This is a genomic window from Coprococcus sp. OM06-34AC, from assembly GCF_003462545.1.
GTDB lineage: Bacteria > Bacillota > Clostridia > Lachnospirales > Lachnospiraceae > Coprococcus > Coprococcus aceti.
In genome coordinates this window covers 10,708-26,011 of the sequence record NZ_QTZF01000010.1, presented here as the reverse complement: position 1 = coordinate 26,011, position 15,304 = coordinate 10,708, and the positions used below count along the sequence as shown (strand labels likewise).

At 46.6% G+C, this 15,304-nt stretch carries 9 protein-coding genes; all 9 read right to left on the bottom strand.

The window, feature by feature from the left end:
- Positions 1–4: 4 nt before the first annotated feature.
- Complete coding sequence (gene panC, locus DXB91_RS13360) at positions 5–850, bottom strand: pantoate--beta-alanine ligase (RefSeq protein ID WP_015535078.1); 846 nt, start codon at positions 848–850, stop codon at positions 5–7.
- 14 nt (positions 851–864) lie between these two features.
- Complete coding sequence (gene panB, locus DXB91_RS13355; protein WP_015535079.1) at positions 865–1,692, bottom strand: 3-methyl-2-oxobutanoate hydroxymethyltransferase; 828 nt, start codon at positions 1,690–1,692, stop codon at positions 865–867.
- On the bottom strand, positions 1,619–2,584 hold the full coding sequence (locus tag DXB91_RS13350) for a Rossmann-like and DUF2520 domain-containing protein (RefSeq protein WP_117549148.1): 966 nt from the start codon (positions 2,582–2,584) through the stop codon (positions 1,619–1,621). The genes panB and DXB91_RS13350 overlap by 74 nt, the downstream gene beginning before the upstream one ends.
- A gap of 127 nt (positions 2,585–2,711) precedes the next feature.
- Positions 2,712–3,203, bottom strand: a complete 492-nt coding sequence (purE, locus tag DXB91_RS13345) for a 5-(carboxyamino)imidazole ribonucleotide mutase (protein WP_015535082.1) — start codon at positions 3,201–3,203, stop codon at positions 2,712–2,714.
- A gap of 72 nt (positions 3,204–3,275) precedes the next feature.
- Positions 3,276–7,586, bottom strand: a complete 4,311-nt coding sequence (locus DXB91_RS13340) for a hybrid sensor histidine kinase/response regulator (RefSeq protein ID WP_117549149.1) — start codon at positions 7,584–7,586, stop codon at positions 3,276–3,278.
- Between the two features lie 27 nt (positions 7,587–7,613).
- Positions 7,614–8,993: an aminopeptidase gene (locus DXB91_RS13335; protein ID WP_022216893.1), complete on the bottom strand. Its 1,380-nt coding sequence runs from the start codon at positions 8,991–8,993 to the stop codon at positions 7,614–7,616.
- A gap of 15 nt (positions 8,994–9,008) precedes the next feature.
- Positions 9,009–10,679, bottom strand: coding sequence for a hypothetical protein (locus tag DXB91_RS13330; RefSeq protein ID WP_118018431.1), 1,671 nt, complete (start codon positions 10,677–10,679; stop codon positions 9,009–9,011).
- A complete protein-coding gene (locus DXB91_RS13325) occupies positions 10,666–11,391 on the bottom strand; it encodes an ABC transporter ATP-binding protein (protein WP_118018429.1) in 726 nt (241 codons plus the stop codon). Before DXB91_RS13325 ends, DXB91_RS13330 begins: the two co-directional genes overlap by 14 nt.
- Before the next feature lie 68 nt (positions 11,392–11,459).
- Positions 11,460–15,302: a helicase-exonuclease AddAB subunit AddA gene (gene addA / locus DXB91_RS13320; protein WP_118018427.1), complete on the bottom strand. Its 3,843-nt coding sequence runs from the start codon at positions 15,300–15,302 to the stop codon at positions 11,460–11,462.
- Positions 15,303–15,304: the final 2 nt, after the last annotated feature.

The window sequence follows — 15,304 nt, the reverse complement described above, 5'->3', positions numbered from 1 at the left end:
TATTCTATAACTCAGCTATAAAGTTGTCAATCAGTCTCGCCTTGCCGAACTTGACTGCCATTGCACAGAGTACATGTCCTTCTGCCTTCTCTATGGACTGCATGGTATCCATGTTGACCATCTCTACATAGTCGATAGTTGCAAGCGGTTCAGCAGAGATGAGCTTCTTCATCTCACCAACGATCTTCGCTGCGTCTCTCTCTCCGTCAGCTATCATGTCCTGACCAAGCTTTACGGCCTTGCTGAGAACTACTGCAGCCTTTCTCTCCTCTGGTGTGAGGTAGATGTTTCTTGAGCTCTTTGCCAGTCCGTCCGCCTCTCTTATGATCGGACAGCCGACTATCTCTATATCAAAGTTCAGATCCTTGACCATTCTCATGATGATGGCAAGCTGCTGGGCATCCTTCTGTCCAAAGTATGCTCTGTCAGGTGTAACTATATTGAAGAGCTTTCCTACAACTGTACATACACCCTTGAAATGTATTGGACGTGTAAGTCCGCAGAGTGCATTTGGAAGTCCTGTCATGTTGATGAATGACACGAAGCCGTCTGCGTACATCTCCTCAGGCTCCGGATTGAATATGATGTCTGCACCTGTGCTCTCACAGAGCTTTGCATCAGCCTCAAGATCTCTTGGATAGCTCTCAAGATCCTCGTTTGGTCCAAACTGTATAGGATTTACAAATACGCTTACAACTGTTCTGTCGTTCTGCTCCACTGACTTCTTGATAAGACTCTGATGTCCCTCGTGAAGATAACCCATTGTAGGAACAAGACCAACTGTAAGTCCCTGCTTCTTCCACTCTTTAACCTGCGCTCTTACCTCATCTATCTTCTTTAAAATTACCATGATCATTTTCTCCTTTAGTATAACTTCTCTATTACTTCATCGTCTATCTTGTATGTGTGCTCAGGGCCCGGGAATGTTCCGGCATTTATCTCATCGATATAAGCCTTAACCGCACCTCTCATAACATCGCCCACATTTGCAAACTGCTTTACGAACTTTGGAACAAAGTCTGAATACATGCCAAACATATCCTGATTTACAAGCACCTGTCCATCGCAGTAACGGCCTGCGCCTATTCCTATGGTAGGGATGCTTACTGTCTCTGTGACTATCTTCGCAAGCTTCTCCGGTACGCACTCCATTACGAGCATGAATGCGCCTGCCTCCTCAACAGCCTTTGCATCCTCTATGAGCTTCTTGGCTGCAGCCTCTGTCTTGCCCTGCACCTTGAATCCGCCAAATGCGTTGATGGACTGTGGTGTGAGTCCAAGATGTGCACATACAGGTATGCTCGCCTTGACTATGGCGCTTATCTGCGGACACATGTCCTGACCGCCCTCAAGCTTCACCGCTCCGGCACGTCCTTCCTTCATGATCCTTCCGGCATTGACAACCGCATCATACACGCTGGTCTGATAGGACATAAATGGCATATCTGTGATAACAAGAGCATTCTTTGCGCCCCTTGCCACCGCTGCACTGTGATGTATCATATCATCAACAGTTACAGAGATCGTGTCCTCATATCCGAGGATAGTGTTGCCCAGGGAATCTCCAACAAGAATAGTGTTGACTCCTGACTCATCCACGATCTTCGCCATGGTGTAATCATACGCTGTGATCATGGATATCTTCTTGTCCGTTCCCTTCATCTGCCTGAGTGTTGCCGTCGTGTTCTTCATAATTAAATTCTCCTATTCCGTTCAGTAGACGTATCAAACCGCTATAATCTCTGTCCGGGTGCTTTCTCTCTGCCACCGGCACAAGACATCTGGACACCGCAGCATATGCGCTCCGTTCATCTCCGCTCAATGCATTCAGATGCTTTCTCACAGTTTCTGTATCGCATCTCTCAACAGGCCCTGTCAGGCTGTCAACCGTTCCCCTGTCAGCCGCAGCTTTCGCATTGCCGAGGAACAAAGGCACTATAGCCCTCTGTGCCTCCTCCGCCGAGAAGCCGCACTGTGTCAGAAGCTCCTGTGAAACCGCCAGCAGCCCTGTTACCAGATTGCTTGCAAACACCGCAGCGCCGTGATACTTCACCTTGTCGGTACCATCAATGCGCACGCAGCTATTGCCGAGGGCTCTTATGACAGAACATACCTTATCGACATATCTGTCATCTCCCTCAACTGTAAAAAATGAATTGTCCAGTTCTTTATAGGATTCGTACTTTGAACTTATTGCATACATAGGATGAATCGAATAACCAAAGGCTCCCGCCTCTGTTATACCTGAGAAAATATCTGATGTCATCGCCCCACTGGCGTGACAAATGATCCTGCCACGAATGTCAAGATCCTTTATACTCTTCCACACCTCTCCTATCTGTCCGTCAGGAACAGTGAGAAAAATAATTTCACTATACTCACACAGCTGCTCCAGGCTGTCGTACACACAGGTCTCGGTAAACTCTGCTGCAAGCTCCGCACTCTGTCTGCTGGCGCTAAAATATCCACCAACATCCAGGCACAATGCTCCATCCGTTTTCTCTCTGACAAGCTCTCTCTTCTCTGCGATATACCTGCCAAATGTGAATCCGACTTTTCCAGCTCCAATAAATCCAATCCTCATACAATCACCTGCTTAAATCTGTTGTCAGTATCCGTGTATGCGCTTCCTGTGGAAGCATGATTCAGGTACAGCTTCTTTCGAATACCATCCATCCAACATACTAACATTCCACTTTTTAATTGTAAAGTTAGTACTTAAACTTTTCTATTACTTCTTCGTTAGCTTTCATGGCAGCCTTTTCCATGTCTCTACGCTCATCCTGAAGCTTTAATCTGACTGCCTCGTTGTTGACACCGATTATCTGAAGGGCAAGATATGCAGCATTCTTGCTTCCGTTTATCGCAACTGTTGCAACAGGGATTCCTGAAGGCATCTGAACGATAGAAAGAAGTGCATCCATTCCATCAAGAGTTGCGCCTGAGAGAGGTACTCCAATAACAGGGAGAACTGTCTGTGATGCCACAACTCCAGGGAGTGCTGCCGCCATTCCTGCAGCCGCGATTATGACCTCTGTTCCGTTATTGTTAGCTTCCTCGATGAATTCTGAAAGTCCTGCGTGTGCTCTGTGTGCTGAAAGGCATCTCACATCGACCTCCACACCGTAATTCTTAAGAATTGATACTGCCGGCTCAACCTTTGGCAGATCACTTGTCGATCCCATGATAATTGCTACTCTCATTTTTCATTTCCTCTTTTCTTGTTTATTTATATTGCAGCGCAGGCTTATTTTGCCTGCGCACTTTATATAATGTTAGATACTGTTGAGATACTGGTCTATCATCTCACTGGAGGTCTGGTAATCTCCGGTTCCCACATACTCCTTAAGTGCAGTGAAGAACTCTGTGTCTATATCTCCGTAGGAGTACCTGTCAATATCACGTATAAGGTCCTCCACAGGTTCGCGGTCCCCCGCTCTCAAGAATGCCCTGAGCTCCTTGAGCTTGCTCTTGTTTATTCCATCCCGGACTTCCTTCTCAGCAGGCTCCTCCACATGATTTATCTTTGACATGTACTTGTCTATCTGCTTGAAGAAGTCGTTCATCATAGCTATAAAATCGCGGGTATTATCGCGGGCATACTGCTGGTTTCCGATATTTATCGCAGACTCCAGGTTGGCCGCCTTGCGCTCGATTCCGTAAGCCCCGATATTTGCACTGCTGCTCTTGATGTCATGGATTATATTTTTGTACTTTCTCACATCGTCGTCTATATATTTTCTGAGCTGCTGTACCTCTTCCCGGTACTCATCCCTGTAATTTCTGACAAATGTGTTAAAGGTTCTGAAGCTTCCACCCATGGCTTTGACGGAATCTTCCACGGACACAAATCTTCCAAGCAGGACTGCATCCTCCATATAGTTGATGTCATCATCGGACTGGGAAAGCTCTGTGTCTCTCTCCTTTATCTTGTCCTCCGATATATAAGTCCTCAGCATGGATTCTGCCTGATCGAGCTCTATCGGCTTAACTATGACATCGTTGAAGCCCGATGTGAGTATCTCCTCTCTGGATGTCTCGACCGTGTTGGCGGACAGCGCAATGATAGGCATCTTCTTGTACTCCTCACCGTCAAGATTTCTCATCTCCCTGACGGTATCCAGTCCATCCATGACAGGCATAACGGTGTCGATAAATACCATATCGTAATTCTCCACCATGACCTTATCAAGTGCATCAAATCCCGATGTGGCTGTGTCGCACGCCAGACCATATGTATCAAATATGGTCTTCTCCACCTGTAATGCAAGCTCTGAGTCGTCCACTATAAGTATGCGGGCATCCGGCAGCCACAGATGTGAATTGGCATTTCTTCTCGCCATCTCCTTGCGCTTTCTCTCATTGTAGTTGACATAACTATAATCAAACACTGACTGCTTGATGCTGAAGCGTATGGTCGTTCCTGCGCCATATATGCTCTCTGCGCTGATGCTTCCATCCAGCATACGCACAAGCTCCTTGGCTATGGCAAGGCCAAGACTGACTCTGAACATTCCTATATCTGATCTCTCATAGGAATCATCCAGCTCAAACAATGTTCCAAGTCTCTCTTCCTTAACTCCAAGTCCTGTATCCGATATCTTGAAGTCCAGATATATCTCATCGTGATCCCTGTCAAATATTCGGGATATCTCAGTCTCCGGTTCCTCTATGAGCTCCGAGAATTCACTGACTGTGTAATCCTCGGCCTCCGCCTCATCTACATCCTCGTCAGCTCTTCTGGCTATACGCCAGTCAATGTCTATGCTTATATAGCCCTCTTTTGTAGTATTTGCGGACCATGCAAATATGTTCTCAAGAATCTCTCTCACCGCCGTCATATCTCCTATGAGTCCGTTCGGTATCTTGTCCTCAATGCTGACCTTGAGATCGATGAGATCACTGTTCACCATGGACTTGAATTCGTCGGAGAGCTCATCTATGAGATCCGAGGCAAAATACTGCTTGTACTCCGGCTCTATGATGTCGTCCTTGAGGTTTGAAAGCTTCGATATTCCATCGGACATATCGAGTATCTCTCTTCCCGCAGCATACATGGCACCGTACTGTGCATACTCATCACTCTGGGTATCCTGACAGTTTCTCATGGCAAGCTCTGAGATGGCGATTATGTTATTGAGTGGAGTCCTTATCTCATGATTAAGATAGTTTACATAATCATTCTTTGCCTGATTGGACTTCTCCGCCTCCTCACTCTTCTTGCTGAGCTCTTCCACCTGCTCGTTCTGTCTTCTGAGAAGCTTGAAGATACTTCTCGCAACAGCTATTCCCACTAAGATAAGAAGAACTATAAATATCACAAGGAGCATCTTTGCCAGATTCGTCTCGAAAAAACCAAGTTCCTTGTCTATGACAAATGTAAGCGGCTGTTCACACTCCACGCCGTCCGCATTTTTTGCAGTTAACATAAAACGGTAAGTACCTCCCTCAAGATTGGTGTACTCGACCTCCATCTTGTCAGTTCCCGTGAGCGTTCTCTTCTCGCTCTCAAAGCCCTCAAGGTAATACTCCACTGATATGTCAGCACGGTTTACATAACTAAGGACTGAGAACTTGATAGTTATTCTGTTGGTGTTCTTCGGCACATCTATCTGTCCGTCCAGATCTGAGAACTGAGGCTCAGTTCCATCCACCTCTATGGAGGCAATACGAACCCTAGGAGCTACCTCGTTCACATACTCTGAATTGAGATTTATCCTGCACAGCCCTTCATCGCAGCACACATACACAACGCCTGTCTTTGACACATAGTTGGTTGATTTCTCTGTTATGTTGGATATTATTCCGTCGTTCTTCGTAAAGCTTATATATTCAGGTGATGCATTGCTCAGTATATCCTTCTCATAATATCTGTATAAACCTCTGGAACCAAACATCCACAGGTATCCCTGATCGTCCATTATGAGATCGTATATACTGTTGGTGTTATCCACGGTGGTGACCTGTCTGATGGTTCCCTCCTGATAATACAGACCGTTGTCCGTTCCTATCCACAAACCGCTACTTCCGCGGACCATACTTGACACAACGCTCATCTTCTGGGTATCATCCAGCTTCATCTTGCCGACAGTATAATCCGTGTCAACTATAAACACGCCAGCGCCGTTGGAACCGGCATACAGCTCGCCGGTCTCGTCTGCGTACAGGCTGATTATGTCAGGGTTATCAAGTCCATCCAGTCTCGATATGCTCTTTACGACATCATCGCCCTCTATCACAGATATACCGTTCTCTGTTCCAACCGCCACCGTTCCCGGCTTTATCTCAGTTATACAGTTCACGGCATTGCTTATGAGTGATGACTCTCCACGGCTGTAGCTCTTGTACTGCCAGTTTCGGCCCACCTTTATTACACCATATATCTTATATGTAGCTATCCACAGATGATCGTCCGAATCCACATACAGATCTCGTATACTTATACCGCTGAGCTTTGATACGAGCTCATTGTCCGCACTCATCACAAGCTTGCCATTTGAATCTACGATATACAGACCTTCATCAGTTCCTATAAACGTGTTGCCATTGTAGCTCGTCACACAGTTCACGATGGAGCTGTCTATGCCGTACTTCATGGTGACATTCTGGAACTTGCTCCTCTCCAACTGAAGAATACCTTTTCTGTATGACGTAAACCAGTAATTGCCCTCAAAGTCTATGATCATATCGCTCATCGACTCGTTAAAGCTCAGTCCCCCGATTGCTGTCACATTACCCTTTGATGAGATATATCCAACACCGTCATCGGCAAGCGCCCAGATGTTGTCGCCATCCGAATATATCTTGTTGATTCCGTGAAGGCTGCCCGTGTTGATGATCTCATTCTTGCCGTCTGTTCCTATCTTAAGGATGCTGTATCCGGCGGATCCATAATATCTGTTGCCATTCTCGTCAACATACAGTGAGTTTATATCGTCGACCCTGTACTCTGACTTGTTGGTTATGGTGACATGTCTTTCAGGATCAACGGTTATCAAAATATCATTATTGGCTATTGCATACACATAGTCCCCATGTCCTGATATATTTCCCACGCTGAGTCCTGACACGACATCATCAGCCAGAGCTTCCGCACCGTCAGATGACAGACGAAATATTCCCGACGAGGCCGCTATCCACAGATTCTTGTTATCGTCCTCGTACATGGCGTTGATGGTTGACACACCCAGATTGTACATCTCGGAAACTCTCTGAAAGGTTCCGTTATCATACATGTAGAGTCCATAGTTGTCCGTTCCAACATACAGCTTCTCATCACTTGTGAGATAAATGCAGTTGATCGAATATTTCGTGGCATCCTCGTCACCGTCCAGTGAGAACAGTGTAAATTCACTTCCGTCATACCTGTAAAGTCCGTTGTCCGTACCTATCCATATGTATCCACTCACAGACTGGCACACACAATTTGCCTCTCCACTGTCAAACCCATCGGTATCGGAGAATGTCCTCTGGTTATAATTTGATGTAAAATCCTCATCTGCAAACACACTAAGCCGTGGCCACATCACTGTCGCCACGGCAAGTATTATCACGTATATGATAAGTTTCTTTTGATGATCTCTCATTTTTTCCTCCGAAGATATGCTCCGCTCCTACGCCTCTTTGAGGAATGCAACATATCCTTTCTTGGTCTCATATATATCTGCCTTGGATGTCACTTCCCATGGTGCATGCATGTTGAGTACAGCCACGCCACAGTCTATTACCTCCATACCATACAGTGAAAGTATATATGCGATGGTTCCGCCGCCACCGACATCTACCTTGCCGAGCTCGGCTGTCTGGTATGTGATCTCCGCATCATCCATGATCTTTCTTATAGCCGCCATGTATTCTGCATTTGCGTCATTTGATCCTGACTTTCCTCTTGATCCTGTGAACTTGTTAAATACCATTCCCTCACCGAAGATAGCCGCATTCTTCTTGTCAAATGCTGACTCAAATGTAGGATCAAAGCCCGCAGATACATCCGATGACAGCATCCTTGACGATGCAAGACATCTTCTGAGTGAGATCTCTGAGAAGCCACCCATGGCGTTCATGATCTCAGCTACAGTATTCTCGAAGAAGTGTGACTGCATTCCTGTTGCTCCAACACTTCCTATCTCCTCCTTGTCAGTGAGCAGACAGCAGGTCGTCTTCTCCGGATCGTCAGCCTCAAGCATGGCGACAAGGGATGTGTATGCACACACTCTGTCGTCCTGGCCATATGCCATGATCATACTCTCGTCTATACCGCAGTTCCTTGCCTTTCCTGCAGGAACGATCTCGAGCTCTGCTGAGAGGAAATCCTCCTCCTTCATATCGTACTTCTTCTCAAGTAGCGCAAGTACAGCTTCCTTTACAGCCTCCTTCTCCTTGCCCTCAAGCGGTCTGCTTGCAAACAGTATGTCAAGCTGCTCTCCCTCTATCACTGAATCCGCTCTCTTCTTGAGCTGCTCCTGAGAGAGATGTATGAGAAGATCTGTAACACAGAATACCGGATCATTCTTGTCCTCTCCTATGTTCACTGTCATAACGTCACCATTTGTCTTTGCAACAACACCGTGTATGGCAAGTGGGAGTGTTACCCACTGATACTTCTTGATTCCGCCGTAATAGTGAGTGTCGAGATATGCAAATCCGCCCTTCTCATAAAGCGGATTCTGCTTCACATCCATTCGAGGGGAATCAATGTGTGCACCGAGTATGTTCATGCCCTTCTCAAGCTTCTTCTTTCCTATATTGAACATGGCGACCGTCTTGTTCATCCACACGGCATACACTTTATCTCCAGCTGCAAGGCTCTCCTTGTTCTTAATGATCTTCTTCAGATCTCTGTAGCCGTGATCCTCTGCCTGTCTGACGATCTCTTTAACGCATTCTCTCTCTGTCTTGCCATTGTCAAGGAATTCCCTGTAGTCCTTACACAGGCTCTCCAGCTCCTTTATCTCATCCTTCTTGTATTTGTTCCACGCATTTTTCTGTGCCATTTTCATTGCCTCCTGTTAATAACTGTACACATCAGTGTCTATATTCCACGCACTCCTGCGCACAGTAATACTGCGCAGGATAACGAGTATAGCTCCCATTATTATAAAGAAAATAATATATACTGCATATGACGGGATCATTGTAAACTTGAAAACAAGATATCCTGCCACACACAAAACAATTGCTATAACAATTGCAATAGCCATATTAAAGAATGCATTCAGATTGCCTCTGAGCGCACCGTATTCATCCTCCCAGTCAAGCTTCGGATGTGTTGAATCGAGAAGCACACCTGTGTATGTGCAAATGCCCGAGCCGAGGATTCCCAGCACAACATAATACACACTGTCTATAACACTACACTCCATATATATACAGAGGATAACCGTGGTAACCGCGATCGTCACTCCGCTGAACAGCATGCTAACCCAGACCTTTGCGCGGATCTGGAGATCATATGTCATCGGGATGTGCTTTATAAATGATATATGGCTTCCCTCTCTGGTGAACGCCGTGGATGCGATACTGTTCATCGCTGTTGCAAAGAATGCCAGGGCGATGACCGCAACCAGCATGACCATGTCAGCCAGGAAAAGCCCTCTTCCAAATGTGTCTCTGAATGCCCTGATCGAATCCGCAGTTGCAGGTATATTGAACAATGCCACAACGAGTATCGGCCATATCAGGTTGACCACAACGCAATACTTCCTGTATGCCGGAGTCCTCACCAGTGTCTTTATCTCCTTTGCCATATATGATCTGAACGGTGTCTTTATGGCAAAGTCCTGCAGCCCGACAACTTCCTTCTGGCGGCGTCCTGACCTTCCGGTGGATGACACAAGGTATACGCCCCTGAGGTACAGCAGATTTCCAAGGAAAAACAGAAGTGCCACACAGCCAGCGTTCACAAGCACAAAGAGCAACATATACACGATGTTGTTACTGCCCAATGCCTTCAGGAACAGCGGAACCGTGAAAAATATATTGTTCATTACCTTTATGAATATATTGTCACCATTTTTAAGGCTGTCTATGTAATTATTTATATTCACAGAGTCCATCTGTGCAAATGACCATATGAAAAGGCCTGCAAACACTACAACCGCAAGTCCCACCATGAAGTCCACATTTCTGAGCAGTTTGAGTCTGCTGAAAAACGCCATGACTATCAGTGCAAATATACCACAGTACACCAGCGGCAGAACCGGAAGTAAAAATACGCCAAGTAATGAGGTTATCACGGATACCGGCTTTATCTCTGCGGCTACAAAGTAACCGATAAATCCACAGAAGAGAACCATAAACTCCATGACGCTCTCGGCAAAATATGCGTGTGTAAACTTGGCGGCCACAAGCTCTGCCGGTTTCACAGGCAGCGGCAGTAAATGATCAAGATCAGATGAAAAATAAAGCAGATTGAATATGACCATTATACTGAATATAACACCGAACACCGACATGAGCTGGATAACGAGGTTGAGTCCCTCTGTACAGCCTCCCGCCTCCATGAGTGCGGCAGTCATTATGTAAACTATAAATCCCACAACGATACAGCACGGGATCATGATACAGCACATGGCGATGATTCCCATGACCTTATATGCCTTTGCCTTGTCCCCGTGCTCCGGCATCTCCATATCATTATTCCTGCTTATCATACTGAGCAATATCCTAAAATTCTTCATGCGTCATCTCCACAAATATCTCTTCAAGAGATTTGTTCCTGTGCTGTGTCTCAAGCTCATCCAGAGTTCCCTGGTATATATCCTTTCCCTTTCTTATCATGATTATCCTGTCGCAGAGCTTCTCTGCAACCTCGAGAACATGTGTTGAAAAGAATACACAGTTTCCTGCGTCGGCATGTTCACGCATCATCTTCTTGAGCTCATATGCCGCATTCGGATCAAGTCCCGTCATAGGCTCGTCGAGTATCCATACAGGTGGATTGTGCACAAGCGCAGCTATGACCATCATCTTCTGGCGCATACCGTGGGAATAGCTGACCATCTGTCTGTTCAGGCTGTCCTCCATACCAAAGCGTTCAGCCATCTGCTCTATCCTCTGCTTTCTCTCGGTGGTCGATACTCCATATATATCAGCGATGAAATTGACATACTCAAGTCCCGTAAGTCTGAGAAATATATCAGGATTGTCGGCTATATAACCCATGGACTGCTTGGCCTCCATCGGCTTTTCTCTCATATCGAAACCATTTATCTTTACTCTGCCCTCCGTCGGCATAAGTATACCTGTCAGCATCTTGATGGTAGTTGTCTTACCCGCACCATTCTGTCCAACAAATCCTACTATCTCACCCTTGTGTATATGGAAACTGAGATCATCAACTGATACAAAGTCTCCGCCATACACCTTCTTAAGATTCTCCGCTATTATCATGCGCATGTCCTTTCATCACTATATCGTTTTTGCATACCCGGTCTTATTATATCAATTCAGCGTACGGTTTACAAGTTTACCGTTGTATCAAGACAGAATGAATATATGACCTTCTCCTTAACCTTCATGCCGGTGAGCTGTTCAAGCACATCGGCGTATTTGTCGAGCTGGACATGGTATCTCTTAACCAGCTCCGACGCATCCTTCACGCTGTCTGTCTTGTAATCCAGAAGAACTATGCCGCCATCCTCCTCGAAGTAGGCATCTATGATTCCCTGTACAACTATCGTCTCGTCTCCGCAGTCCTTAAGTGAGCTCATTATTTCTCCGGGCTCCATCATCATGTAGAACTGTCTCTCACGGTACAGTCTGTCCGACTTGCCCGCAGCCGCCATGCGCTGTCCTATCTCACTGTGTATCATCTTATATATCTTCTTTGGTCTTATCCGCTCTCTGTACACCTCATCAAATAACCCAAGCTCAAACACTCTGTCGACATCCTTCTCCGCATCCGCAACAGTTTTCCCTGAGAAGTCTGCAAGCTCCATGATCTTGTGATAAATGTTTCCTATCTCATTTCCATGGACTATCCTCTCCTCACTCATGAATGCTGGGATTGGGACCTCACTTCTGGCACTGTACTCCCTGCTGGTTAGGATATCCGGTGTAATGGCATCCTCACCGTGCGCCTGAAGTCTTTTTATCTCGGTTATGGACATCTTACTCTTAAGCCCCGAATGTCTGTAGCCATACCTGAATTCCAGTCCGTTCTTCACATGGTCATACAGTTCTTTGTCGAGCTTCGCTTCAGAGGCTTCCACTGTCATATTTTCTGCTTCATCCTGATCAGTCTCAGGAGACATAAAGCTGTCGGCCTCCACCTCGATGCTCTTCACATGATCGCACTCTCCCACATATCTGAGCGCGGTATATATCCAGGCGGCATAGCCATTTGCTTTCATGATAGATGCATAATTCATCCTGTCTCCGATTATATACATATCACAGGCTGCCTTGAATTTATCTGCATCCTTCACGCACCCGGTCATGTACAACTTTTCCTTTGCCCTGGTTAACGCCACATACAGGACTCTCATCTCCTCGGCATAGGTCTCCGCAACGATATTCTTACTCATTATCCGCTTGAAAAATGTCATTCTTCTGGCTCTTGTTCTGAGGTCGACCTGGTCGCACGCCAGATAATGATCCTGGTGGACAAGCACATTTGATCTGGTGTCCATCAGATTAAACTCCTTGCCGAGCCCAGACACAAATACAACAGGGAACTCCAGTCCCTTGCTCTTGTGCATGGTCATGACTCGGACGACGTCCTCATTCTCACTGACCACATCAGCCTCTGCAAAATCCAGATCATTTGTCTTGAGCTCATCAACATATCGGATGAAGTTGAACACGCCCTTGCTGTTCTCCTCGAAATCATCCGCCTTCTTGATGAGCATGTCGATATTCGCCTGGCGTCTTCTTCCCATCGGTCTGGCACCGACAAACCAGTAAAATCCGGTGGTGTCCAGCACGTATCTTATTATGTCGCTTATGGACATATAATTTTTATTCTTCTTGAGATAGTCAAGCATGCGGAGGAATTCCCACAGTCTGTCCACAGCGTGTTTTTTCTCGCCCACATGGGTGTCCATATAATCTATGACCTTGTCATAAAGTCTGGCGTTCCAGTCCGTGCCGTTCTTCTCGTATCTGCTGCGGTATTCACCCACTATAACCGCAAGCTCCTCCTCATCAAGGCCCACCAGTGGCGACCTTAAGACAGCAGCCAGGTCGTAATCCACGTAGCTGTTATCAACTATGGAGAGCATGCTGACCAGTGTCCGTATCTCAGCAGCATCAAAGTAGCCACTCTCACTCTCAATATACAGAGGTATGCCCTTCTCCTGAAATACCCTGTCAAATATGGTGGATGCTGTGGACACACTTCTAAGCAGTATGACGATATCCTTATATCTGACAGGTCTCCTGTCAGCACCACTTCCAACATACAGAGGTTCACTTCCGTCAACAATATCACGTATCTTACCGGCGATATAATTCGCCTCAACCTCAGGATTGCCATACTCCTCAGATACATCCGCTTCTCTCATATTGTTGTCTATGAGTATGAACTCTGATACAGGGCCATGATCCACGTCATCCGGCTCCGTCATCCCTTCTCCGTCACTTATGGCAAATCTGGAATTGAGCTTTGCGCCCTCATCGTACTCTATGTCTCCTATCTCTCGCCTCATGAGCTGGGCAAATATTGAGTTCACCGTCTTTAACACATTTATCTCACTTCGGAAGTTTCTGGTCAGCAGTATGCTGTTGCCATCTATGTCCGGGTCAGCTATGTCAGCATCACCCAGCCTGCGGTAGCTGTCATACTTCTCTATGAACAGATCCGGTCTCGCCATTCTGAATCTGTATATGCTCTGCTTAACATCGCCGACCATGAATGTGTTGTGGATATCCTCACCGTGTCCCGACACACTTGCCAGAATGTATTCCTGCAGAAAGTTACTGTCCTGATACTCATCTATAAGTATCTCCCTGTACCGCCTTGAGACTTCCTTTCCAATCTCTGAAGGAACGGCCCTGCCATCCTCTATTCCATCGCACAATATCCTGAACGCAAACTCCTCTATGTCGTGGAACTCGAACATATTCTTGTCCATCTTGACCTTCATGAGTTCATCCATGTAAAGCCCAGTGAGCTTCAAAAGTGATGATATCACTGGCTCAGTCATGGCTGCCTGCCTCAGAATGTCATCCACATCCAGGACGACCGAAACTATGTCGTCTATGATCGACTTATACACATCCCGCCTTGATTTGACAAATTCCTTCTTCTCCGGGTCAGCTCCACCGCCCGGGTTCACAAATCTGTCAAATGCATAGCATATACTCCGGCCCTGGGCATCCTTCTCCATCTTGAGTCCCTCCGGTCTTAACGACGTTCTGTATATATCCCTGAGTTCAAACAGATCAACGTGCAGGTCGTCTTCCCCGCCACAGCTTCTGAGCATGTGTGTTATCAGCTCAGCATCCTTGTCCACACGGAGGCCGTACGCCTCAAGGCCATATGCCTCAGTTGCATATTTCTTGCACTCCCTGACCATATCATCCGCAGTTCTGAGCATCATGTACACCCTGTCCGCAAATGTTCTGACCATCGGAAGTTCCATGACAGCTCTTCTTTTCTCCCCCTCAGTGGATGATGTGTCCACGGCAAATTTCATGGCATCCGCCGCCTGCGCAAGCCATTTCTTCGGCTCCGGATAGCTGGATATAACCTTTATTATCCTCTCAACTATATCCGGCACGGCACTGTCGCTCTCATTTCTCGCAAATGTCCTTATCAGCCTGTCGAAACCGGGCACGACCGATTCATCCTCATAGCACATCTCCATGACCTGATCCATCACGTCGTGCTTTATGATCTTCATCTCCGTGTCGTCCGCTATGCCAAATGCACAGTCGAGCTCCACCCTCGCAAAGTATTCCTTCACTATCCTAAGGCAAAAGCTGTCTATGGTGCAGATGTCAGCGTGGTTGATCAACGTCATCTGCTTTATAAGGTGCTCGTCATAGTCTCCCTGCGCCATCATCTCATCTATCTTTTTCTGCAGTGCCTGTCCTATCTTCTCCTTCATCTGAGCCGCTGCCGCATTTGTAAATGTAACCACAAGGAGCTCATCCACAGACACAGGCTCGCTACCCTCTATTCTGTCACCTTGCGAATTCCTTCCGGCCACCATCTCTATGATGCGCTCCACGAGAACCGCAGTCTTACCTGAGCCCGCCGCTGCAGACACAAGAAGATTGCCCTGTCTTGTGTCGATGACATGTGCCTGCTGGTCTGTCCACTTTATTCCATTGTCAGTCTTCATATCTTTTCCCATGC

Excerpts from the sequence above, each read along its gene's own strand:
- panC (WP_015535078.1), bottom strand. The coding sequence starts at position 850 with ATGGTAATTTTAAAGAAGATAGATGAGGTAAGAGCGCAGGTTAAAGAG.
- panB (WP_015535079.1), bottom strand. The coding sequence starts at position 1,692 with ATGAAGAACACGACGGCAACACTCAGGCAGATGAAGGGAACGGACAAG.
- DXB91_RS13350 (WP_117549148.1), bottom strand. The coding sequence starts at position 2,584 with ATGAGGATTGGATTTATTGGAGCTGGAAAAGTCGGATTCACATTTGGC.
- purE (WP_015535082.1), bottom strand. The coding sequence starts at position 3,203 with ATGAGAGTAGCAATTATCATGGGATCGACAAGTGATCTGCCAAAGGTT.
- DXB91_RS13340 (WP_117549149.1), bottom strand. The coding sequence starts at position 7,586 with ATGAGAGATCATCAAAAGAAACTTATCATATACGTGATAATACTTGCC.
- DXB91_RS13335 (WP_022216893.1), bottom strand. The coding sequence starts at position 8,993 with ATGGCACAGAAAAATGCGTGGAACAAATACAAGAAGGATGAGATAAAG.
- DXB91_RS13330 (WP_118018431.1), bottom strand. The coding sequence starts at position 10,679 with ATGAAGAATTTTAGGATATTGCTCAGTATGATAAGCAGGAATAATGAT.
- DXB91_RS13325 (WP_118018429.1), bottom strand. The coding sequence starts at position 11,391 with ATGATAATAGCGGAGAATCTTAAGAAGGTGTATGGCGGAGACTTTGTA.
- addA (WP_118018427.1), bottom strand. The coding sequence starts at position 15,302 with ATGGGAAAAGATATGAAGACTGACAATGGAATAAAGTGGACAGACCAG.